This is a genomic window from Brevundimonas sp. DS20 (assembly GCF_001310255.1).
GTDB lineage: Bacteria > Pseudomonadota > Alphaproteobacteria > Caulobacterales > Caulobacteraceae > Brevundimonas > Brevundimonas aurantiaca.
Genome location: NZ_CP012897.1, coordinates 1959770 through 1980860 on the forward strand (window position 1 = coordinate 1959770; position 21091 = coordinate 1980860).

Sequence of the window (21091 nt, forward strand, 5' to 3'; positions counted from 1 at the left end):
ATGGCCTTGAAACATTACAATCCGACTTCGCCGGGCCGTCGCGCCCTCGTGCTGGTCGACCGTTCGGAACTCCACAAGGGCCGTCCGGAAAAGTCGCTGACCGAAGGTCTGACCAAGTCGGGCGGTCGCGGGCAGGGCGGTCGCGTCGCGGTCCGCTTCCGCGGCGGCGGCGCCAAGACCCTGTACCGCAAGATCGACTTCAAGCGTCGCAAGTGGGACATGGTCGGCACGGTCGAGCGTCTGGAATACGATCCCAACCGCACGGCCTTCATCGCCCTCGTGACCTATGAGGACGGCGAGAAGACCTACATCATCGCGCCGCAACGCCTGAAGGCGGGCGACACGGTGGTCGCGGGCGAAAAGACCGACGTGAAGCCGGGCAACGCCATGCCGCTTCGTTCGATGCCGGTGGGTACGATCATCCACAACATCGAGATGAAGCCCGGCAAGGGCGCTCAGCTGGCCCGTTCGGCCGGCGCCTACGCCCAGCTGGTGGGTCGCGATCAGGGCTACGCCCAGATCCGTCTCGGCTCGGGCGAGCTGCGCATGGTCCTGGACAGCTGCATGGCCACGGTGGGCGCGGTTTCGAACCCCGACCACATGAACCAGAACCTGGGCAAGGCCGGCCGCAAGCGCCACATGGGCTGGCGTCCGCACGTCCGCGGCGTCGCCATGAACCCGATCGACCACCCGCACGGTGGTGGTGAAGGCCGGACCTCCGGCGGTCGTACCCCCGTCACGCCGTGGGGTAAGGACACCAAGGGCACCCGCACCCGTAAGAACAAGGCTACGGACAAGTTCATCATCCGTACCCGTCACGTGAAGAAGGCTCGCTAAGAATGGCCCGCTCCTCCTGGAAAGGCCCGTTTGTCGACGGGTATCTGCTCAAGAAGGCCGACGCCGTTCAATCGTCGGGCCGCAAGGACGTGATCAAGACCTGGTCGCGCCGCTCCACCATCCTGCCGCAGTTCGTCGGTCTGACGTTCGGCGTCCATAACGGTCAGAAGCACGTTCCCGTGTCGGTCTCGGAAGAGATGGTCGGCATGAAGTTCGGCGAGTTCGCCCCGACCCGGAACTTCCCGGGTCACGCGGCGGACAAGAAGGCCAAAAGGAAGTAACCGATGGCCCAGACCAAGAACATTCGTCGGGTCGGCCCGACCGAGGCCCGCGCCAAGCAGGTCAACATGCGCATCAGCCCTCAGAAGCTGAACCTGGTCGCCGCCTCGATCCGCGGCATGCCGGTTCAGAAGGCGCTGAACGAGCTGGAATTCAGCCGTAAGCGCATCGCCGGCGACGTCCGCAAGGTCCTGTATTCGGCGATCTCGAACGCCGAGAACAACCACAACCTCGACATCGACAACCTGGTCGTCGCCGAGGCCTTTGTGGGCAAGAACCTGGTGATGAAGCGTTTCGCGAGCCGCGCTCGTGGTCGCTCGTCGCGCATCCTGAAACCGTTCAGCGAGATCACCATCGTGGTTCGCGAAGCCGGCGAGGCCGCCTGATGGGACAGAAAATCAATCCGGTCGGTCTGCGCCTCGGCGTGAACCGCACGTGGGACAGCCGTTGGTTCGCCGCCGGCGCCGACTATTCCCGCCTGCTGCACCAGGACCTGAAGCTGCGCGAGTGGCTGCGGGAACGCCTGTCGGCCGCCGGCGTGTCGCGCATCATCATCGAGCGCCCGCACAAGAAGTGCCGCATCACCATCTATGCCGCCCGTCCAGGCGTCGTGATCGGCAAGAAGGGCGCTGACATCGAGAAGCTCCGCAAGGACATCTCGGCGCGCACCGAAGGTGAAGTTCACCTGAACATCATCGAAGTCCGCAAGCCGGAAACCGACGCCCAGCTGATCGCCGAGAACATCGCGCAGCAGCTGGAACGCCGCGTCGCCTTCCGTCGCGCCATGAAGCGCGCCATGCAATCGGCCATGCGTCTGGGCGCCAAGGGCATTCGGATGAATGTCTCGGGTCGTCTGGGCGGCGCTGAAATCGCGCGGATGGAATGGTATCGCGAAGGCCGCGTGCCGCTTCACACCCTGCGGGCCGACATCGACTACGGCTTCTACGAAGCCAAGACGACCTACGGCATCATCGGCGTGAAGGTCTGGGTGTTTAAGGGTGAAGTGCTCGAGCACGACCCGATGGCCCAGGACAAGCGTTGGGCCCAGGAAGCCTCGGGTCCGTCCTCGAACGAAGGCCGCGAACGCGGCGGCCCCCGTGGCGACCGCGGTCCGCGTCGCGATCGGGGACGTGAGAACTAAGTCATGTTGCAACCGAAGAAGACCAAGTACCGCAAGGCCTTCAAGGGCCGTATCCACGGCTCGGCCAAGGGCGGCTTCTCGCTGAACTTCGGGTCGTACGGCCTGAAGACGCTGGAACCGGAACGCATCACGGCGCGTCAGATCGAAGCGGCCCGCCGCGCGATCACCCGCCAGATGAAGCGTCAGGGCCGCGTCTGGATCCGCGTCTTCCCCGACCTGCCCGTCACGGGCAAGCCGGCCGAAGTCCGGATGGGTAAGGGCAAGGGCGCGGTGGACTATTGGGCGGCGCGCTGCCACCCCGGCCGCATCCTGTTCGAAATCGACGGCGTGTCGGACGAGGTCGCCCGCGAGGCGCTCCGTCTCGGCGCCGCCAAGCTGCCGGTCCGCACCAAGGTGGTGACCCGCATCGACGCCGGCATCGCCCAAGTTGAGGAAGCCGCCTAATGACCAAGATCGCCGATCTGCGGTCGCAAACGACCGACCAGCTGGCCGACGAGCTGCTGAAGCTCAAGAAGGAACAGTTCAACCTGCGTTTCCAGGCGGCCACCGGCCAGATGGAGAAAACCCACCGCGTGGGTGAAGTGCGCAAAGACATCGCCCGCATCTCGACGCTCCTGCGCGAGAAGCGTGCGGCCTCGTAAGGAAACGAATATGCCCAAGCGAATTCTTGAAGGCGTCGTCGTGTCCGACAAGGGCGACAAGACCGTCGTCGTGAAGGTGGAGCGCACCCTGCTGCACCCGCTTCTGAAGAAGACCGTCCGGTCGTCCAAGAAGTACCACGCCCACGACGAAGCCAACGCGCTCAAAGTCGGCGACGTCGCTCGCATCGTCGAGTGCGCCCCCAAGTCCAAGTTGAAGCGCTGGGAAGTCCTTTCCAACGCCTCCGCCTCGTAATCAGAAGGATCTGATCTTATGATCCAGATGCAAACTAACCTGGAAGTGGCCGATAATTCGGGCGCCCGCCGGGTCATGTGCATCAAGGTGTTGGGCGGCTCCAAGCGCCGCTACGCCTCGATCGGCGACACTATCGTCGCCTCCGTGAAGGAAGCCATTCCGCGCGGCCGCGTGAAGAAGGGCGACGTCGTGCGCGCCATCGTCGTGCGCACCGCCAAGGACATCCAACGCAAGGACGGCTCGGTCATTCGTTTTGACAAGTCGGCCGCCGTCATCGTCAACAAGCAGAACGAGCCCGTCGGCACGCGGATCTTCGGCCCGGTTCCCCGCGAACTGCGCGCCAAGAACCACATGAAGATCATCTCGCTGGCTCCGGAGGTCCTGTAACCATGGCCGCCAAGATCAAGAAGGGCGACCGCGTCGTCGTCCTCACCGGCAAGGACAAGGGCCGCACGGGCAATGTGCTGAAGGTCCTGCCCTCCGAAAACCGCGTCGTCGTGGAAGGCGTCAACATGGTTCAGCGCCACACGCGTCCGAGCCAGGCTGACCCGCAGGGCGGCATCAAGAACAAGGAAGCCTCGCTTCACCTGTCGAACGTCGCGATCGCCGACGCCAACGGCAAGGCGACCCGCGTCGGCTTCCGGATCGAAGGGGACAAGAAGGTCCGCTTCGCCAAGACGACGGGAGACGTCATCTGATGGCTACCGAGAAATACACCCCCCGGCTGAAGGCCGAGTATCAGAACCGCATCCGTGCGGAGATGAAGGCCAAGTTCGGCTATACGAACGAAATGCAGGTGCCCAAGCTGGACAAGATCGTCCTGAACATGGGCATCGGCGAAGCCGTCGCCGACTCCAAGAAGGCCAATGCGGCCCTCAAGGATCTGACGGCCATCGCCGGTCAGAAGGCCGTCGCCACCAAGGCCCGTAACTCCATCGCCGGCTTCAAGCTGCGCGAAGGCATGGTCATCGGCGGCAAGGTCACCCTGCGCGGCGACCAGATGTACGAGTTCCTGGACCGGTTCATCACGATCGCGCTGCCGCGCGTGAAGGACTTCCGCGGTCTGAAGGGCACGTCCTTCGACGGTCGCGGCAACTACGCCACCGGTCTGAAGGAGCACATCGTGTTCCCGGAAATCAATTACGACCAGATCGACCAGATGTGGGGCATGGACATTGTCGTCTGCACCACGGCCAAGACCGATGAGGAAGCCAAGGCTCTCCTCACCGAGTTCAAGTTCCCGTTCTTGAAGAACTGAGCGGGAAGGGAAGAGCACAATGGCTAAAAAGAGCGCCGTAAACCGCAACGAAGCCGTCAAGGCCCTGGTTGCGAAGTATGCCGCGAAGCGGGCCGCCCTGAAGGCGACCGCCAACGACGAAAACCTGCCGCTTGAGGAGCGCTTCGCCGCGCGCCTGAAGTTGGCTGAACTGCCGCGCAACTCCGCGCCGAGCCGCATTCGCAACCGTTGCGAAGTGACCGGTCGTCCGCGTGCGTTCTATCGCAAGCTCAAGATGAGCCGGATCGCGCTGCGTGAGCTTGGCAACCTGGGTCAGATCCCGGGCCTGACCAAGTCCAGCTGGTAAGGGGAGCGAAGAGACATGATGATCAACGATCCCCTGAGCGACATGATCGCTCGCATCAAGAACGCGGCGACCCGCAAGCGTTCCAAGGTGCTGACCCCCGCTTCCCGTCTGCGCCAGCGCGTCCTCGACGTGCTGCAGGACGAGGGCTACATCCGCGGCTACAACCTGGTTCAGAACCCGGGTGAGTTTCCGCAGTTCGAGATCGAGCTGAAGTATTTCGACGGTCAGCCCGTCATCGCCGAGATCGCGCGCGTGTCCAAGCCGGGCCGCCGCGTCTACTCCGCGATCGGCGATCTGAAGCCCGTCAAGAACGGCCTCGGCATCTCGATCCTCTCGACTTCGAAGGGCGTCATGTCCGACGCCGCCGCTCGCGACGCCAATGTCGGCGGCGAAGTCCTCTGCAGGGTCTACTGATATGTCCCGTATTGGCAAGAAAACCATCGCAGTGCCGAAGGGCGTGACGGTCACGCTCGACGGCCAAACCGTCTCGGTGAAGGGTCCGAAGGGCGAACGCTCCTGGACCGTCGCCGAAGAGATCGAAGTCAAGCACGAAGGCGACGAGCTGTCGCTGGGCCTGCGGACCGACACCCAGCGCGGTCGCGCCATGTGGGGTCTGTCGCGCACCCTGGTCGACAACATGGTCACCGGCGTCACCACCGGCTTCGAGAAGTCGCTGGAACTGGTCGGCGTGGGTTACCGCGCCGCGATGAAGGGCAACGCCCTGTCGCTGCAGCTCGGCTTCTCGCATGAAGTCGATATCGACCCGCCGGCCGGCGTCAGCTTCGCCGTTCCGAAGCAGACCGAGATCAAGATCCTGGGCGCGGACAAGCAGGCCGTCGGTCAGATCGCTGCGGTCATCCGCAAGCTGCGTCCGCCGGAGCCCTACAAGGGCAAGGGCGTCCGTTACGCCGGCGAGACCGTGCGTCGCAAGGAAGGCAAGAAGAAGTAAGTCATGGCTCTTTCTCTTCGACAACAAGCCAAGCGCCGCGCCGAGCGCACGCGCCGTCGCCTGAAGGCTGTCGCCAACGGTCGCCTGCGTCTGTCGGTCTATCGTTCGGACAAGAACATCTCGGCCCAGATCATCGACGACGCCCAGGGCGTGACGATCGCCTCGGCTTCGTCGCTGGAAGGCGGCAAGGGCTCCAAGGGTTCGGACATCGCCGCGGCCACCGCCATCGGCAAGCTGATCGCCGAGCGCGCCATCGAGAAGGGCGTCAAGGACGTCGTCTTCGACCGGGGCGAGTACATCTATCACGGACGGGTGAAGGCGCTGGCGGAAGCCGCGCGTGAAGCCGGCCTGAACTTCTAAGGGACGCGACAGATGGCGCAACAACCCCAACGCGGCGGCGGCGATCGTAATCGCCGCGACCGTAACGCTCCCGCCGCCGCTGAGGCTCCGGAAAGCGACATCATCGAGAAGCTGGTGCACATCAACCGCGTCGCCGCCACCGTTAAGGGCGGCCGTCGCTTCAGCTTCGCCGCCCTGATGGTCGTCGGCGACGGCAAGGGTCGCGTCGGCTTCGGTCACGGCAAGGCGCGCGAAGTGCCGGAAGCCATCCGCAAGGCGACCGAAGAAGCCAAGAAGACGATGATCCGCGTGCCTCTGCGCGAGAACCGCACCCTGCACCACGACGGCGCCGGCCGTTGGGGCGCCGGCAAGATCATGATGCGCGCGGCCCCTCCCGGCACCGGCGTCATCGCGGGCGGTCCGATGCGTGCGGTCCTCGAAACCCTCGGCGTCCAGGACGTCGTGGGCAAGTCGACCGGTTCGTCGAACCCCTACAACATGATCCGTGCGACGTTCGAAGCCCTGAAGGTTCAGTCGTCGCCCCGTCAGGTCGCGTCCAAGCGCGGCAAGAAGGTCGCGGATCTGATGGGTCGTCGCAACGACGGCGCCTCGGCGCCCGAAGCCGTGGAGTCCTAAGTCATGGCCGAGAAGAAGACCGTCACCATCAAGCAGATCGGCTCGCCGATCCGCCGCAAGAACGACCAGCGCGCCACCCTGGTGGGCCTGGGCCTGAACCGCATGGGTCGTGAAGCGACCCTGGAGGACACCCCTTCGGTTCGCGGCATGATCGCCAAGGTCCACCACCTGGTGGAAGTGGTCGAGAAGTAAGACTGTTCGCTACGCTAAGTGGCGAGTGATGAGTGGCGAGTGACGAGTAGTCCGGGTGTCGGTTCAACCGATTTCTCTTGACTCGCCACTCATCACTCGCCACTCGCCACTTTCTTTTTCCAAGCCGAGTCCGGACGAATGTCCGGGCGCTAGCACCCGAAAGGATCAGGCACATGAAACTGAACGAAATCCGCGATAACGAAGGCGCGCACAAGAAGCGCATGCGCGTGGGCCGCGGCCCCGGCTCCGGCAAGGGCAAGACCTCGGGCCGCGGCGTCAAGGGTCAGAAGTCGCGGACCGGCGTCAGCCTGCTGGGCTTCGAAGGCGGCCAGATGCCGCTGTACATGCGCATGCCCAAGCGCGGCTTCAACAACCCGAACGCCCTGAAGCTGGCCGAAGTGAACCTGTGGCGTCTGCAAGACGCCATCGACGCCGGCAAGCTGGACGCCTCGGCCGAGATCAAGGGTGAAGCCCTGGTCGCCGCCGGCGTGATCCGCCGCGTCAAGGACGGCGTCCGTCTGCTGGGCACCGGCGAAATCAAGGCCAAGCTGAACCTGGTCGTCTGGTCGGCCACGGCCGGCGCCAAGAAGGCCATCGAAGCCGCGGGCGGGTCGGTCGTCGAACAGCGTATCGAAGCCGAAGCCAAGGCTGCGGCCCGCGTCGAGAAGCGCAACGCCGCCAAGGGCAAGGCTCCGGCCCCCAAGGCGCCCAAGGGCGACGCCAACAAGGTCTCGGCCCGCGCCAAGCGCGCCGCTTCCAAGGCCTGAACAACGCGTCGTCGCGGCGCGTATAGGCCGTGGCCTGAATACACCTGCGACGACGAAACAACGGAAGCGGCCCTCGCATGAGGGCCGCTTTCCGCCTATCTGACGACTCAGTCAGTCGTGGGGACGCATAATGGCTTCGGCCGCAGAACAACTCGCCGCCAATATGAACATGGGCTCGTTCGCCAAAGCGACCGAGCTGCACAAGCGCCTGCTGTTCACGCTGGGCGCCTTGCTGGTTTATCGCATCGGCACCTATGTGCCGATCCCGGGCATCAACTCGCAGGCCTTCCTGCAGTTCTTCCAGGACCCTTCGGGTCAGCGCGGCATCCTGGACATGTTCAACATGTTCTCGGGCGGCGCGGTGGAGCGGATGGCCATCTTCGCGCTGAACGTCGCGCCCTATATCTCGGCGTCGATCATCGTGCAGCTGATGGGCACGGTGTATCCGCCCTGGGAGAAGCTGAAGAAGGAAGGCGGGGAGAGCGGCCGCAAGCAGCTGAACCAATACACCCGCTATCTGACGGTCTTCCTGGCCCTGGCCCAGTCGCTGGGCATCGCGGCGGGTCTGAACGCCCAGCCGGGTCTGGTCGATAATCCGGGGATCTTCTTCCTGGTCTCGACCGTCGTGACCCTGACGGGCGGCACCATGTTCCTGATGTGGCTGGGCGAGCAGGTGACGGCGCGCGGCGTCGGCAACGGCATCTCGCTGATCATCTTCGCGGGCATCGTGGCGGTTCTGCCCTCGACCATCGCCCGGATGCTGGGCCTGGCCCAGCAGGGTCAGATGTCGGCCTTCGCCCTGTTCTTCATCGCCGTTCTGGCGGTCGTGACCGTGGTCTTCATCGTCTTCATGGAACGGGCTCAGCGCCGTCTGCTGATCCAGTATCCGAAGCGCCAGGAAGGCAACCGGATGGCGGGAGGCGAGCGCTCGTTCCTGCCGCTGAAGGTCAACACCGCCGGCGTCATCCCGCCGATCTTCGCCTCGTCCCTGCTGATGCTGCCGACCACAGTGGCCAGCCTGACCGCCAATGCGGACCTGCCGTCCTATCTGGGCTGGCTGCCGCTGGTCACCTCGCAACTGACCCACGGCCAGCCTCTGTTCATGGCCCTGTACGCCGCCCTGATCATCTTCTTCTGCTTCTTCTACACCTCGATCACCTTCAACCCGGAGGACACGGCCGAGAACCTGCGGAAATACGGCGGCTTCCTGCCGGGGATCCGTCCGGGCAAGCGCACGGCCGAATATCTGGACTATGTCCTGACCCGCCTGACGGTGATCGGCGCGGCCTATATCACCGCCGTCTGCCTGCTGCCGGAGTTCATGGTCGCCCAGATGGGCAACAGCCTCTACTTCGGCGGAACGTCTATCTTGATCGTGGTGTCGGTGACGATGGACACTGTGGCCCAGATCCAGTCCCAACTGCTGGCGCACCAGTACGAGGGGCTGATCAAGAAGGCCAAGCTGCGCGGTCGCGGCGGTCGTGGCGCGCCCACGCCCGTCCGTCGCTGAGTTGACTAGAAGACGCCTGGGGAGGACTTGCGCGTGAACTTGATCCTGTTTGGACCGCCGGCGGCGGGCAAGGGGACCCAGGCCAAGCGGCTGGTGGAAGAGAAGGGCATGATCCAGCTCTCCACCGGCGACATGCTTCGGGCCGCCATCGCCTCGGGCTCGGAGCTGGGCCTCAAGGTCAAGGACGTGCTGGCGCGCGGCGATCTGGTGACGGACGAAATCGTCATCGCCCTGATCGAGGATCGTCTGCCGGAGGCCGAGGCCGCCGGGGGCGCCATCTTCGACGGCTTCCCCCGCACCGTAGCCCAGGCCGAAGCCCTGGACGCCATGCTGGCCAAGCGCGGCGCCCAGATCGACGCCGTGGTCCGGCTGAAGGTCGACGACGCCGCCCTGCTGGAGCGGATCGCCAAACGCTACGCCGAACAGGGCCGCCCGGATGACAATCCGGAGACCTTCGCGGTCCGTCTGGACGCCTACAACCGCAACACCGCCCCGCTGCTTCCCTATTATGAAGCCCAGGGCAAGTTGACCGAGGCGGACGGCATGGGCTCGATCGAGTCCGTCGCCAAGGCGATCGACGAAGCCCTGGCGTGACCCAAGTCGTTTTCGGGCGTTTGGGAACGGATGCCTGAAACCGAGATCCAGTCTGACAGAAGGCGCGCCCGCAGACGCTGGCGCGCCTTCGCCGTCTTCGGCGGGGTCGCCGCCGCCGAAATCGCCCTGATCCTGATGCTGGGACAGGTGAAGGGCCGGCCCCCCCGGACCCCCATGGCGGACGGCCCCCCGCCGTTCGAGGTGCTGCTCTATGATACGCCGCCGCCGATCCTGGAGCGCCCCTCTGCGCCCAAGGCGGGGGGAGGGGCGCCGGCCGCGCCCTCGCGCATTCACACGCCGCCCAAGCCGCAGCCAGATCGCCCGCGCGAACTGCCGTCGCCGTCGAAGCCGGCGCCCCAGCCCGCCCCAGTCGTGGGCGTCGCGCCTTCCCCCTCGCCGGAACCCGGGTTGGGTCAGGGCGGCCAGGGGACCGGCGCGGGTTCCGGCGTCGGCGCGGGGTCCGGGCCGGGCAGCGGCTCGACGGGGCCGCGCCTGATCACGGGGCCGTCCATGGCCCAGGTCCGCGCCAACCACCCGCGCCAGGCCCGCAGCCGCTACGGCCGAGTCGAACTGTCTTGCCGCATCCGGTTAGACAGCCGGCTGGAAGCCTGTCGCGTGGTGGAGGAGACCCCTGTCGGCCTGGGCTTCGGGGCGGCGGGACTGGCTGTGGCCGACTATTTCCGTTTCCAGCCGCCGACCGAGAACGGGCGTCCCCTCGAGGGGCAGCAGGTGACGGTGGGCGTCGACTTCGGCATTCCCCCGCGTCGCTGATCCACCGCTTCGCAGGGTGGCGGCCTAAGCCCCTTGACCGGAACCCGGTTGCGGCGTTCAACATTGATGCACAGAGGCTGATCGCCGCCGTTCGAGGCGGGTCTGAGTGACGGTTTAGGCGGTGGACCGAAAAAGTCTGGCCGGCAGGGTTGCGCGCAGCCGTTGACGCCCGGTGAATCATCTGTATAAGGGCGCCTTCCCGCGAAGGGCGCCACGCTCCTGGTTTGTTAACCGGAGCGTTTGTTGCGTCTGAATAACGCGTATCTGGAGAATTTCGTGGCCCGTATCGCTGGCGTCAATATCCCGACCAACAAGCGCGTTGAAATCGCGCTTCAGTACATCCACGGCATCGGCCCGGCCGCCGCCAAGGACATCACCGAAAAGGTCGGCATCGAAGCCGCCCGCCGGGTGAACCAGCTGACGGACGCCGAAGTCCTGTCGATCCGCGAGACCATCGACCGCGACTATACGGTCGAGGGCGACCTGCGCCGCGAAACCTCGATGAACATCAAGCGTCTGATGGACCTGGCCTGCTATCGCGGCCTGCGTCACCGCAAGGGCCTGCCGGTCCGCGGTCAGCGCACCCACACCAATGCTCGCACCCGCAAGGGTCCGGCCAAGCCGATCGCCGGCAAGAAGAAGTAAGAGAGAGCTGACCGATGGCCAAGGAACCGGGTCGCGTAAAGCGCCGCGAACGCAAGAACATCACCTCGGGCGTCGCCCACGTGAACGCCAGCTTCAACAACACCATGGTGACCATCACCGACGCGCAAGGGAATGCGATTTCCTGGTCGTCGGCCGGCCACATGGGCTTCAAGGGCTCGCGTAAGTCCACCCCGTACGCCGCCCAGATGGCGGCCGAGGACGCCGGCAAGAAGGCCCAGGAACACGGCCTGAAGACGCTGGAAGTCAACGTCTCGGGTCCGGGCTCCGGCCGTGAGTCGGCTCTGCGCGCCCTGCAGGCCGTGGGTCTGACGATCACCACCATTCGCGACGTCACCCCGATGCCGCACAACGGCTGCCGTCCGCCCAAGCGTCGTCGCGTCTAAGCGACACCGCCCAAAGCACCCCCATCTCCGTCGGCTCCACCATGGCCTCGTCGACAAGGCCGGAGCCGACGAAACCCGTTCGAGGGACAAAATGATCGAAAGAAACTGGCAAGAGCTGATCCGTCCCGAGAAGCCGCAGATCGAGATCGGTTCCGACGCCCAGCGTAAGGCGCGTCTGGTGGCTGAGCCTCTGGAGCGCGGCTTCGGTGTGACGCTCGGCAACGCCCTTCGTCGCGTTCTGCTGTCCTCGCTGCAAGGCGCGGCGGTGACCGCCATTCAGATCGACGGCGTGGTTCACGAATTCTCGTCGCTGGAAGGCGTGCGCGAGGACGTGGTCGACATCGTTCTGAACATCAAGCAACTGGCGCTGCGCATGCACGCCGAAGGCCCCAAGCGCATGACCCTGCGCGCCACGGGCCCCGGCGTGGTGACGGCCGGCCAGATCGACGTGCCGGCGGACATCGAGGTTCTGAACCCCGATCACGTCATCTGCACCCTGGACGACGGCGCCTCGATCCGCATGGAGCTGACCGTCCAGAACGGCAAGGGCTATGTGGCGGCCGAGTTCAACCGTCCGGAAGACGCGCCGATCGGCCTGATCGCCGTCGACGCCCTGTACTCGCCGGTCAAGAAGGTGGCCTATCGCGTCGAGCCGACCCGTCAGGGCCAGTCGCTGGACTACGACAAGCTGCTGCTGGAAGTCGAAACCAACGGCGCGGTCACGCCGGTTGACGCTGTGGCTTACGCCGCGCGCATCCTACAAGACCAGCTCCAGATCTTCATCACCTTCGAAGAGCCCAAGAAGGCTGTCGAGCAGTCGGACGGCAAGCCCGACCTGCCCTTCAACCCGGCCCTGCTGAAGAAGGTGGACGAGCTGGAGCTGTCGGTCCGTTCGGCCAACTGCCTGAAGAACGACAACATCGTCTACATCGGCGACCTGATCCAGAAGACCGAGGGCGAAATGCTTCGCACCCCGAACTTCGGCCGCAAGTCGCTGAACGAGATCAAGGAAGTTCTCGCGACCATGGGGCTCAGCCTCGGCATGGACGTGCCGAACTGGCCGCCCGAAAACATCGAAGATCTGGCCAAGAAGTTCGACGACCAGATCTAAGTTCAACCCTCCGCCCGTCTCCTCTCGGGGAGAATGTCGGGGCGGTTAGAAGATTACGAGCCTAGGTCTCCCCAGGAGATACCGGGTTCGGAGTAGGAGAGACCCTGATGCGCCACGGCGCCGCCCATCGTAAACTCGGTCGCACGACCAGCCACCGCACCGCCATGTTCGCCAACATGGCCGCCTCGCTGATCAAGCACGAGCAAATCACCACGACCCTGCCCAAGGCGAAGGAACTGCGTCCCTTCGTCGAGAAGCTGGTCACCCTGGCCAAGAAGGGCGACCTGCACGCGCGTCGTCAGGCCATCAGCCAGGTCCGCGACGTGCCGCAGGTCGGCAAGCTGTTCGAAACGATCGGCCCGCGCTACGCCGAACGCAACGGCGGCTATATTCGGATCATGAAGGCCGGTTTCCGCCACGGCGACAACGCCCCGATGGCCGTGATCGAGTTCGTCGATCGCGACGTCGAAGCCAAGGGCAAGGACTCCGGTCCGGTCCTGGCCTACGAAGGCGACGACGAGGCTTAAGCCTTTCGTCTCTGACGCGACTGAACACCGAAAGGGCGGCCGGAGCGATCCGGCCGCCCTTTTGCTTTGAGCGGCGATCGGGCAAGAGGCGGCCATGTCCGTCGCCATCGTCCAATTCCGCCCCGACCACGCCGCCGCCTGGGCCCGCTTGAACGAGGCCTGGCTGGCCGAGGGCGGTTTCGCCGTCGAGGCCAAGGATCGGCGCTCCATCGACGATCCGCACGGGGTGTTCATCGCCGGCGGAGGGCGGATCTTCATCGCCGAGCGGGACGGGGAGGCGGTCGGCTGCTGCGCCCTGATCCGTATGCCCGACGGGTTCGAGGTGTCGAAGATGACGGTGACGCCCGCCGCGCGCGGCTTGGGCTTGGCGCGGCGTCTGCTGGAGGCCTGCGAGGCGGCGGCCCGGGCCGAGGGCGCGACCCTGCTGTATCTCGAGACCAACAGCGCCCTGAAGCCGGCCATCGCCCTGTACGAGAGCTTCGGCTTCGTCCACCTGCCGCCCCGCCCGACCCCCTACGCCCGCGCCGACGTCTTCATGGAGAAGCGGCTCTAACGGCTGTCAGGGGGGCTTCAGCCCGCCTCCGCCTATTCCTTCGACAGATCCTGACGCTGGAACCAGGCGATAGAGGCTGCGACCGGCGCGACGCACCACAGGACCAGGCTGACCACCGCCTTCATGACCACGCCCTCGGGCAAGGGCATGGGGCCGGGAGCGAGGGCGGCTTTCAAAGTGTCATAGGCCAAGCCGGGCAGCATCAATTGCGCGGCCCAGTCACTCGGCTCCCAGCCGAGAATGGGCAGCAGCGGTCCCCCGAGGATGGTCTGGGCGAAACCCAGGGCCCAGGGGGCGAACAGGGTCGCCAGCAGGGACCGGCTGACGACCGCCGCCAGTAGGGCGATGAGGCCGTATTGAACGATCCGGATGTAGGACAGAAGCCAGGTCAGAAGGAACTGAACCAGGTCGAAGTCGGACAGGTCGAAGCTCATCGGCCGTCCGGCCACCAGGGCCTGTGTGACGAAGAAGATGAAGGCGGCGATCAGCATGGCCAGCATGGCGATCATGGCCAAGACTTTCATCACCCCGATCTTGCCCAGGATCAGCCAGGGTCGGCCGTTGCGAGCGCTGATCAGTCGCCAGGTCTCCCAGCGGTAGTCGCCGGCGTAGACCGCCGCCGCCGCCAGCAACATGAAGACCAGCAACACGCCGTTGGCGCCGTTGCCGGCCGCAAAGCCGAAGGCCTCGGCCAGATTGACGGGCTGATTGCCCAAGGTCGCGGGCAGATTGGCCTTGGCAGCCAGTGCGTCGCCCTTGGCCTTGGTCATGATCTGGTAGGCCAGCCCGCCGAAGACGAACAGCAGCGGCGTCAGCAGGATGCTGAAGAAGAGCGTCGTCCGGTTCCGCGAGACGCGATAGGCCTCGGATTTCAGCGCATCAACCAGCATGATCGGTCCCCTTGTCGGGCGCGCCCTGTACGCCGGTCCAGCCGGTTTCGCTCATGAAGACGTCTTCCAGGTCGGCGCCGATCCAGCGGGCCTCTTCGATATCGACCCCGGCCTCGACCAGGGCGCGGATGGCCGCCGGCGTCTCGGCGCGGGTCAGGGCGGCGACCAGGGCGTCGCCGTCCAGCGTCGCCTTGTCGCCCAGCACCCCCATGGCCTTGGCGAGCGGGGTGGCCGAAAGGCGCAGACGTTCGCCTGAGGCCGTCAGGTCCGAAACCCGGCCTTCGGTGATCACCTTGCCCTTGTTGAAGATGGCGACGCGGTCGCAGACGCGCTGGACCTCCTGAAGCTGGTGGCTGGCCAGGATGACGGTCACGCCGTCGTCGTCGGCCAGGCTGCGGATCAGGGCGCGCATCTCCTGGATGCCGGGCGGGTCCATGCCGCTGGTCGGTTCGTCAAGAATGACCAGGTCCGGCTTGGTCATCAGGGCGGCGGCGACGCCCAGGCGTTGCAGCATGCCGACCGAGAAGCCGCGCACCCGTCGATCCGCCGCCTCGGCCAAGCCCACTCGCTTCAGCCAGGCCTCGATATCCGAAGACGCGACGCCGCCGTGGGCGTAGCCCAGCCAGACCAGGACCTGACGCGCCGTCATGAAGGGAGGGAAGCGCGGCGTCTCGATCATCGAGCCCATCCGCCGCGTCGCCGCCGGATCGCCGATCCGGCCGCCCATGACCGTCGCCTCGCCCGCAGTCGGGCGGATCAGGCCGAGCAGGGTGCGAAACAGCGTCGACTTGCCGGCGCCGTTGGGGCCGAGGATGCCGTAGACGCCGCCCCGCGGGATCGACAGGGTCAGGCCGTCCAAGGCCTTCACCGTCCCATAGGTCTTGGTCAGGCCGCGGATCTCGATGACGGTTTGCATAGGATGAGCTTGGCGCGAGAACGGCGTTCCCACAAGGCGTCGTGCGGCTGTCGTCCATTAAGATTAGGCAATGGTTCGGCGGGGCGCCGGCGCACGGCTAGGACCAAAGGTCCAAGGGCGGCGGCTTGCATTCTGAGCGGCCTGGGCCGATCTGGGGCGCGTGATGTCATCCCCTGCCATAGTGATCGTGGGCGCCGGCGTGCTGGGCCTGAGCACCGCCTTCAGCCTGACCCGGCGGGGGCATGCGGTGACGGTCATCGACCCGGGTGGTGCGAATGCGTCGAGCGTGGCGGCCGGCATGGTGGCGCCGGCGATGGAATCTGTCCTGGACGACGTTACGCCCGAGACGGCGGCCCTGTTCCGCGCCGGACGCGACCTGTGGCCCGACTTCGCCAAGGCGGCTGGCGTCGCCTTGGCGCGCCGACCGGCTGAATGGCGCGGCGGGGACGTCGCCGACCTAGCGGCGCGATTCGAAGCCCTGGGTTTTGAGGCGCGTCGGACCGGCGACCGGCTGATCACGGATGAGGATTATCAGATCGACCCCGGCCAGGCCTTGGGCGCCTTGGCCCAGGCGGTGGCGCAGGCTGAAGGCGGCGCTGTGGTGCAGGACCGCGTCTCGGCGCTGGTTGAGACGGCCGACGGCTGGTCGATCGAACTGGGCCGTCGCAGCCTGCACGCCGCCGCAGTCGTGCTGGCGACGGGGGTCGAGGCGGCGATAGAGGGGGCCCCGGAGGCGACACGGCGGCTGATCGACGGCGTTCAGCCCATTCGCGGCCAGATCGGCGTGACCGGCGAGACTCTGGCGGATCATGTGGTGCGCGGTCCCGGCGCCTATGTGGCGCCGATGGCCGGCGGAACTGTGATCGGCGCGACGATGGAGCCGGGGCGTCGCGACGCCGCGCCGGACTGGACCATGGGCGAAAGGCTGAGCCAGGCCGCCTGGCGCGTTCTGGGTCGGACGCCTGGGCCGCTGGACATCGACTGGCGTGTCGGGGTGCGAGGCGCTTCGGCAGACGGCCTGCCGATGGCGGGCCCTGCGCCGGACGGCAGGGCCCTGTTTTTGGCCCTGGCCCCCCGCCGAAACGGCTGGCTGCTGGGGCCGATGGTGGGGGCCGTCGTCGCCGATGCGATCGAGGGGCGAACGCCGCAAGCCTACGCCCACGCCCTCGATCCTCGGCGATTTCAGGCCGAAACCTAGTCCTCCATTGCGAAGCGGACGGTGAAGTTCACCGTCGCCCCATCCACCGGACGGCCGTCGACCGTGCGAGGGTTCATCCGGAAGGCGCGCGTCAGGCTGAGAGCCGCCCGACCGAAGCCTTGGCCGTTCGGAGTCTCGCCGGCGACGCGGCAGGCGGTCAGGCCGCCGTCGATGCGAACCAGGCAGGACAGGGTGGCCGCGCCCGAAACGCCGTCTTCGGCGGCCCGGCTGGGATAGGCCCGCGCCATCTGGGCGGACGAGGGACGGCTGGCCCAACTGGGGTTGTTGATGACGGAGACGGCGCGGACGGGGGTTTCGACCGTCGCGGTTCCGCCCTCGACCCCGCTGGGCGCCGTGCTGATGACAGGCAGGCCCGGTGAAGCCGTGACCGCCGACGGCTCGGGCGGGGTCAAGGCCACGGTCTCGACATCGGCCGGCGCAGGGTTGCGGGGCGGGTGGAGGGGCGTCGGCGGCGCTGCGACCTTCTGGACCGGTTCTGGCTCAGGCTTGCGCTCCGGCGGCGCCAGGCTGACGGTCACATGCGGCAGTTCGTCGATCACCGGCTCCGGCTTCAATTCGAACCGCTGGGTGTAGAGCGCCACGCCTATGCCGACATGGACCAGGATCGAAACCCCGATGGCGGCCGGCATCCAGCGCGGCATCGGTTTCTTGCGTTCCCCATAGTCGATGGGGTTGACGGCGCCGGGGCCTCCGGCGGCGCGGATCATCATATCGACACTCCCTCGTTCACCGCCCCCGCAGCGCCCGTAACCGAAAGTGAGCGCCCAGGTTGTGGCGGGATTGCGGCGGTAATTCAGTGGCCGACGAAGGTCGAAAGCTTGACCTTACGGTTAAAGCCGGCCTTAACGATTAAGGGTTGGTTAACCATGTTCGACGAGGCTCCGCCTGTTATGGGCATCCGGGCGATTCCATCTTCGGGCGGCGTTGAGGCGGCGATTCAGCGCGCGTCTCAGGCGGTTGGCGTCGATTACGACTTCCTGGTCAAGACCGCCCGACGCGAGAGCGCGCTCAATCCTTCGGCCAAGGCGCCGACCTCATCGGCGGCCGGTCTCTTCCAATTCATCGAACAGACCTGGTTGGCCACCGTCAAACAGCACGGCGCCCAGCATGGGTACGGCCAGTACGCCGATCTGATCCACCGCGGCGCCGACGGGCGCTGGCGGGTCGAGGGTTCGGCCCGCAATGTGGTTCTGGACCTGCGGTTCGATCCGCATGCGGCCTCGACCATGGCGGCGGAGCTGACGGCGTCGAACGCCGCCTATCTGCGGGGCCGCACCGGCAAGGAGCCCGGCGCGGGCGACCTCTATGCGGCCCATTTTCTGGGACCGGCGGGTGCGGCCAGTCTGATGACGGCCATGGACCGCAACCCGGGCGGCAGCGCGGCGGCCCTGTTTCCCGAAGCGGCCCGCGCCAACCGCAGCATCTTCTACAAGGACGGGCGGCCGGCCACCGTGGCCGAGGTCTACGCCAATCTGCAACGCACGGCCGGGACCGGGGCGCCGGCGGCGGGCGTCGGCGATGAGCGGCCCGTGGCGCCGGAACTCAGCGACCGGGACCAGATGCTGGCGGCCCGCCTGGATCGCTTGAAGCAGGATCAGGGGCTCTTGGCCCTGTTGCTGGGGCAGGACGGATCGGCCGGCGGCGGCTTCGGCGGCGCCTTCTCGCCGGACGACGCCCAGGGCGCCTAAACAGGTTTTGCGCGGGCGGAAATTCTGCCGAAACGCCCCGATGGTAAACTGGGCGTTAAGCATGGCAGGATGATCGTATCGGGGACGCCCGATTCCCGAACGAGCCATCCATGACCGCCTATCGCGCCCGACTGACCGAGACGGATATCCAGCGCCTGATCAAGGCGACGGAGGACGACGACCGGGCGGAGGCGGCCTATAAGCTGTGCCGCAGCATGGATCGCGCCGATCTGGACGAACGGGACCGCGAAGCCGCCCAGAAGATTCTGCGCCTCCTGGCCAATGATGCAGCCGAACTGGTCCGGCGGGCCATGGCTGTGACCTTGAAGGCGTCGGATCTGCTTCCGATCGACGTGGCGCGTCGGCTGGCGGCCGATGTTGACAGCATCGCCCTGCCGGTGATCAGCGCCTCTCCGGTCTTCAGCGACGAGGATCTGATCGAGATCGTCCGCGCCGGTTCGGCGGTCCGTCAGGTCGCGGTCGCGGGTCGGCCGCGCGTGTCGCGCGACGTGGCCGGCGTGCTGGCGGACGTCGGTTGCGAACAGGCCGTGCGAATGCTGGCGGCCAATGACAACGCCGATCTGTCGGAACAGGCCCTGGGCGTGATCGTGGACCGGTTCGCCGCCTCGCCCGAGGTGGTTACGGCTGTGGCCTATCGCCAGGTTCTGCCGCTGCATGTGACCGAGCGGCTGATCGCCCTGGCCAGCGAGACGGTGCGGGAGCATCTGGTCGCCCGGCATGCGGTGGCGCCCGAGACGGCGATCCGTCTGGCCCAGTATGCGCGCGAACGGGCGACCGTCGATCTGGTCGATCAGGCGGCCTCCAGCGCGGACATCGGCGCCTTCATGGCCCAGTTGAACCTTCGCAAGTCGTTGAATGCGTCTCTGCTGCTGCGCGCCCTGGCGCGCGGCCAAATGGCGATGTTCGAACATGGCCTGGCCGAACTGGCCAATACGCCGCACCAGCGCGCCTGGCTGATGATCCATGACGCGGGCCCCCTGGGCTTGAAGGCGATCTACGACCGGGCCGGTCTGCCGCCGCGCCTGTTTCAGGCGTTCCGCGCCGGGGTGGACACCTGGCGGGCCCTGTCCGCCGAAGGGGCGGACACCTCCAGCGACCTGTTCCGCCAGCGCATGCTGGAGCGTTTCCTGACGCAGCGACCGAACGTGCTGCGTGAGGATCTGGCCTATCTCATGGAAAGGTTGGACCAGCCCCAGAGCCGCGGGTCGGCGGCGGCCGCCAGCGCCGCCTGACCAGGGGCGGCCGGCTCAGGCCCACTCGGTTCAGGCCCCACTCGATTCAGGCCGCGCGGTATTCGGCGACCTTGGCTTCCAAGGTCTCGGCCAGGGTGCGGCCCACAGGATGTTCGTCTGTCTTGATCTGGTCGCGCACCACGGCGCGGATGGCGTCGACATGGGCGTCCAGAAGCGTCATCGGCGCCTGCATCCGCTTGCCGGCGTCGTCCAGCAGCTTGCACAGCGACCCGGCGATGCGCGTGACCAGCGGATATTCATAGGTCGTGCCCAAACCCTTCAGGTCGTGGGCGCGGAAATAGAGGTTTTCGGCCGTCTCGGGCGTATAGCCCTCTTCGCGAATTCGGCCCTGGGCGGCGTCCAGCTTGACGATCTCGTCCTTCAGCCACTGATCGAACTGAGCCGCCATGGCCTTCAGGGCTTCTTCGGCTCGCGCAACGGCGTCGGCGTTGATGCCGAAACCGCCGCCGACCTTCATGCGGAGGGCGTTGGGCGGACGAATGACGTGCGAAGGATCGCTCATGACGGGCTCCCAGAAATTTACGCGAACCCTAACGGGCCGCTCTTAAGAAGCCGTGTAGGGGGGGTCAGTTGGTGAACTGTTCCGTCATCACCCGTTCGTCGAAGGATCGACCGGCGTCGAACAACATGGTCAGGGCGACGTCGCGCCGCTCGCGCACCTCGACGCTGGCGACGCGCCGAACCTCGAAATTGTCGGCCGTGGCCGAAACGGGCCTCTTGTCCGGTTCCAGCACGTCGAAGCGCACCCGAGCCTCGTGGGACAAAAGAGCGCCCCGCCAACGCCGGGGCCGGAAGGCGCTGATCGGCGTCAGCGCCAGGATGCGCGCGTCCAGCGGAATGATCGGCCCGTGGGCGGACAGATTATAGGCGGTCGATCCGGCCGGCGTCGCCACCAGACAGCCGTCGCAGGACAGCTCTTCCAACCGAACCTTGCCGTCCACCGTGATCTTCAGCTTGGCGCTCTGTCGCGTCTGACGCAGCAGGGACACCTCATTGATGGCCAGGCCCGTATGCACCTCGCCCGCCTCGGTCCAGGCGTCCATCTGCAGCGGATGGATGACCGTGCGTTCGGCGGCGACGATTCGGGCGATCAGATCGTCCTCATCATAGTCGTTCATCAGAAAGCCGACCGAGCCCCGGTTCATGCCGTAGACGGGCGTCCGGCGGCGCAGATTGCCGTGCAGGGTCTCCAGCATCTGGCCGTCGCCGCCCAAGGCGACGATGACGTCCGCCTGTTCTTGCGGCACGGCGCCGTAGCGGGCGATCAGAGCCTGACGCGCGGCCTGGGCCTCTGGACGGTCGCTGGCGGCGAAGGCCAGGGCGGGAGCGGGCGGGATCTGGGTCACGGCCGAACGAGAGCCCTAGCTTGACC

At 66.4% G+C, this 21091-nt stretch carries 33 protein-coding genes; 28 read left to right on the top strand and 5 right to left on the bottom strand.

What is annotated here, in order from left to right:
• The 25 genes from rplB to JL11_RS09600 all read left to right on the top strand — a co-directional run bounded on the left by rplB (nucleotide 1) and on the right by JL11_RS09600 (nucleotide 13732).
• Nucleotides 1-837, top strand: a complete 837-nt coding sequence (rplB, locus tag JL11_RS09480) for a 50S ribosomal protein L2 (protein WP_054765459.1) — start codon at nucleotides 1-3, stop codon at nucleotides 835-837.
• A 2-nt stretch (nucleotides 838-839) separates the two neighbouring features.
• Nucleotides 840-1118: a 30S ribosomal protein S19 gene (rpsS, locus tag JL11_RS09485; protein ID WP_007442184.1), complete on the top strand. Its 279-nt coding sequence runs from the start codon at nucleotides 840-842 to the stop codon at nucleotides 1116-1118.
• A gap of 3 nt (nucleotides 1119-1121) precedes the next feature.
• Nucleotides 1122-1502 (top strand): 50S ribosomal protein L22, encoded by a 381-nt coding sequence (gene rplV, locus JL11_RS09490; protein ID WP_054765460.1) that lies wholly within the window; start codon nucleotides 1122-1124, stop codon nucleotides 1500-1502.
• A complete protein-coding gene (gene rpsC / locus JL11_RS09495) occupies nucleotides 1502-2257 on the top strand; it encodes a 30S ribosomal protein S3 (RefSeq protein WP_054765461.1) in 756 nt (251 codons plus the stop codon). Before rplV ends, rpsC begins: the two co-directional genes overlap by 1 nt.
• Nucleotides 2258-2260: 3 nt before the next feature.
• Nucleotides 2261-2701, top strand: coding sequence for a 50S ribosomal protein L16 (rplP, locus tag JL11_RS09500; protein WP_054765462.1), 441 nt, complete (start codon nucleotides 2261-2263; stop codon nucleotides 2699-2701).
• On the top strand, nucleotides 2701-2898 hold the full coding sequence (rpmC, locus tag JL11_RS09505; protein WP_054765463.1) for a 50S ribosomal protein L29: 198 nt from the start codon (nucleotides 2701-2703) through the stop codon (nucleotides 2896-2898). The genes rplP and rpmC overlap by 1 nt, the downstream gene beginning before the upstream one ends.
• Before the next feature lie 10 nt (nucleotides 2899-2908).
• Entirely contained in the window at nucleotides 2909-3151 is a 243-nt protein-coding gene (gene rpsQ / locus JL11_RS09510; protein WP_054765464.1) for a 30S ribosomal protein S17, read from the top strand.
• An 18-nt stretch (nucleotides 3152-3169) separates the two neighbouring features.
• Entirely contained in the window at nucleotides 3170-3538 is a 369-nt protein-coding gene (rplN, locus tag JL11_RS09515) for a 50S ribosomal protein L14 (RefSeq protein WP_003164378.1), read from the top strand.
• Nucleotides 3539-3540: 2 nt separating this feature from the next.
• Complete coding sequence (gene rplX, locus JL11_RS09520; protein WP_054765465.1) at nucleotides 3541-3849, top strand: 50S ribosomal protein L24; 309 nt, start codon at nucleotides 3541-3543, stop codon at nucleotides 3847-3849.
• The gene (rplE, locus tag JL11_RS09525) at nucleotides 3849-4409 is read left to right on the top strand and encodes a 50S ribosomal protein L5 (protein WP_054765466.1); all 561 of its coding nucleotides are present in this window, start codon (nucleotides 3849-3851) and stop codon (nucleotides 4407-4409) included. Before rplX ends, rplE begins: the two co-directional genes overlap by 1 nt.
• Before the next feature lie 19 nt (nucleotides 4410-4428).
• Nucleotides 4429-4734, top strand: a complete 306-nt coding sequence (rpsN, locus tag JL11_RS09530) for a 30S ribosomal protein S14 (protein WP_054765467.1) — start codon at nucleotides 4429-4431, stop codon at nucleotides 4732-4734.
• 15 nt (nucleotides 4735-4749) lie between these two features.
• Nucleotides 4750-5148: a 30S ribosomal protein S8 gene (gene rpsH / locus JL11_RS09535; RefSeq protein ID WP_054765468.1), complete on the top strand. Its 399-nt coding sequence runs from the start codon at nucleotides 4750-4752 to the stop codon at nucleotides 5146-5148.
• A gap of 1 nt (nucleotide 5149) precedes the next feature.
• On the top strand, nucleotides 5150-5683 hold the full coding sequence (gene rplF, locus JL11_RS09540; protein WP_054765469.1) for a 50S ribosomal protein L6: 534 nt from the start codon (nucleotides 5150-5152) through the stop codon (nucleotides 5681-5683).
• Between the two features lie 3 nt (nucleotides 5684-5686).
• Nucleotides 5687-6043 carry a 50S ribosomal protein L18 gene (gene rplR, locus JL11_RS09545; RefSeq protein ID WP_054765470.1) on the top strand — a complete coding sequence of 119 codons (357 nt, stop codon included), beginning with the start codon at nucleotides 5687-5689 and terminating at the stop codon, nucleotides 6041-6043.
• 12 nt (nucleotides 6044-6055) lie between these two features.
• Entirely contained in the window at nucleotides 6056-6658 is a 603-nt protein-coding gene (gene rpsE / locus JL11_RS09550) for a 30S ribosomal protein S5 (RefSeq protein ID WP_054765471.1), read from the top strand.
• A gap of 3 nt (nucleotides 6659-6661) precedes the next feature.
• Nucleotides 6662-6850 carry a 50S ribosomal protein L30 gene (gene rpmD / locus JL11_RS09555; RefSeq protein WP_054765472.1) on the top strand — a complete coding sequence of 63 codons (189 nt, stop codon included), beginning with the start codon at nucleotides 6662-6664 and terminating at the stop codon, nucleotides 6848-6850.
• Between the two features lie 173 nt (nucleotides 6851-7023).
• Nucleotides 7024-7617 (top strand): 50S ribosomal protein L15, encoded by a 594-nt coding sequence (gene rplO, locus JL11_RS09560; RefSeq protein ID WP_054765473.1) that lies wholly within the window; start codon nucleotides 7024-7026, stop codon nucleotides 7615-7617.
• A 130-nt stretch (nucleotides 7618-7747) separates the two neighbouring features.
• Entirely contained in the window at nucleotides 7748-9127 is a 1380-nt protein-coding gene (gene secY, locus JL11_RS09565) for a preprotein translocase subunit SecY (protein WP_054765474.1), read from the top strand.
• 33 nt (nucleotides 9128-9160) lie between these two features.
• Nucleotides 9161-9721, top strand: a complete 561-nt coding sequence (locus JL11_RS09570; RefSeq protein ID WP_054766908.1) for an adenylate kinase — start codon at nucleotides 9161-9163, stop codon at nucleotides 9719-9721.
• 30 nt (nucleotides 9722-9751) lie between these two features.
• Complete coding sequence (locus JL11_RS09575; RefSeq protein WP_054765475.1) at nucleotides 9752-10492, top strand: energy transducer TonB; 741 nt, start codon at nucleotides 9752-9754, stop codon at nucleotides 10490-10492.
• 276 nt (nucleotides 10493-10768) lie between these two features.
• The gene (gene rpsM / locus JL11_RS09580) at nucleotides 10769-11137 is read left to right on the top strand and encodes a 30S ribosomal protein S13 (RefSeq protein WP_054766909.1); all 369 of its coding nucleotides are present in this window, start codon (nucleotides 10769-10771) and stop codon (nucleotides 11135-11137) included.
• 14 nt (nucleotides 11138-11151) lie between these two features.
• Nucleotides 11152-11541: a 30S ribosomal protein S11 gene (gene rpsK / locus JL11_RS09585; RefSeq protein WP_054765476.1), complete on the top strand. Its 390-nt coding sequence runs from the start codon at nucleotides 11152-11154 to the stop codon at nucleotides 11539-11541.
• 91 nt (nucleotides 11542-11632) lie between these two features.
• Complete coding sequence (locus tag JL11_RS09590) at nucleotides 11633-12652, top strand: DNA-directed RNA polymerase subunit alpha (protein ID WP_054765477.1); 1020 nt, start codon at nucleotides 11633-11635, stop codon at nucleotides 12650-12652.
• A 107-nt stretch (nucleotides 12653-12759) separates the two neighbouring features.
• On the top strand, nucleotides 12760-13179 hold the full coding sequence (gene rplQ, locus JL11_RS09595) for a 50S ribosomal protein L17 (protein WP_054765478.1): 420 nt from the start codon (nucleotides 12760-12762) through the stop codon (nucleotides 13177-13179).
• A 94-nt stretch (nucleotides 13180-13273) separates the two neighbouring features.
• Nucleotides 13274-13732, top strand: coding sequence for a GNAT family N-acetyltransferase (locus JL11_RS09600; protein WP_054765479.1), 459 nt, complete (start codon nucleotides 13274-13276; stop codon nucleotides 13730-13732).
• Nucleotides 13733-13764: 32 nt separating this feature from the next.
• Here the strand turns inward: JL11_RS09600 and JL11_RS09605 are convergent, their stop codons facing one another.
• A complete protein-coding gene (locus JL11_RS09605; protein WP_054765480.1) occupies nucleotides 13765-14622 on the bottom strand; it encodes a hypothetical protein in 858 nt (285 codons plus the stop codon).
• Nucleotides 14612-15538, bottom strand: a complete 927-nt coding sequence (locus tag JL11_RS09610; RefSeq protein WP_054765481.1) for an ABC transporter ATP-binding protein — start codon at nucleotides 15536-15538, stop codon at nucleotides 14612-14614. Before JL11_RS09610 ends, JL11_RS09605 begins: the two co-directional genes overlap by 11 nt.
• Nucleotides 15539-15701: 163 nt before the next feature.
• Between JL11_RS09610 and JL11_RS09615 the strand changes: the two genes are divergently transcribed.
• A complete protein-coding gene (locus JL11_RS09615) occupies nucleotides 15702-16736 on the top strand; it encodes an NAD(P)/FAD-dependent oxidoreductase (RefSeq protein ID WP_082382667.1) in 1035 nt (344 codons plus the stop codon).
• Here JL11_RS09615 and JL11_RS09620 read toward each other — a convergent pair.
• Complete coding sequence (locus tag JL11_RS09620) at nucleotides 16733-17467, bottom strand: TonB family protein (protein WP_054765483.1); 735 nt, start codon at nucleotides 17465-17467, stop codon at nucleotides 16733-16735. The two genes, JL11_RS09615 and JL11_RS09620, sit on opposite strands and share 4 nt — an antisense overlap.
• Nucleotides 17468-17647: 180 nt before the next feature.
• On the opposite strand from JL11_RS09620, the gene JL11_RS09625 reads away from it, so the two are divergent.
• On the top strand, nucleotides 17648-18445 hold the full coding sequence (locus JL11_RS09625) for a transglycosylase SLT domain-containing protein (RefSeq protein WP_054766910.1): 798 nt from the start codon (nucleotides 17648-17650) through the stop codon (nucleotides 18443-18445).
• Nucleotides 18446-18555: 110 nt separating this feature from the next.
• The gene (locus tag JL11_RS09630) at nucleotides 18556-19698 is read left to right on the top strand and encodes a DUF2336 domain-containing protein (RefSeq protein WP_054765484.1); all 1143 of its coding nucleotides are present in this window, start codon (nucleotides 18556-18558) and stop codon (nucleotides 19696-19698) included.
• A gap of 46 nt (nucleotides 19699-19744) precedes the next feature.
• On the opposite strand, the gene JL11_RS09635 is transcribed toward JL11_RS09630, so the two are convergent.
• Both JL11_RS09635 and JL11_RS09640 read right to left on the bottom strand, forming a co-directional pair.
• Nucleotides 19745-20221 (bottom strand): hypothetical protein, encoded by a 477-nt coding sequence (locus JL11_RS09635; RefSeq protein ID WP_054765485.1) that lies wholly within the window; start codon nucleotides 20219-20221, stop codon nucleotides 19745-19747.
• Between the two features lie 64 nt (nucleotides 20222-20285).
• On the bottom strand, nucleotides 20286-21065 hold the full coding sequence (locus tag JL11_RS09640; protein ID WP_054765486.1) for an NAD kinase: 780 nt from the start codon (nucleotides 21063-21065) through the stop codon (nucleotides 20286-20288).
• Nucleotides 21066-21091: the final 26 nt, after the last annotated feature.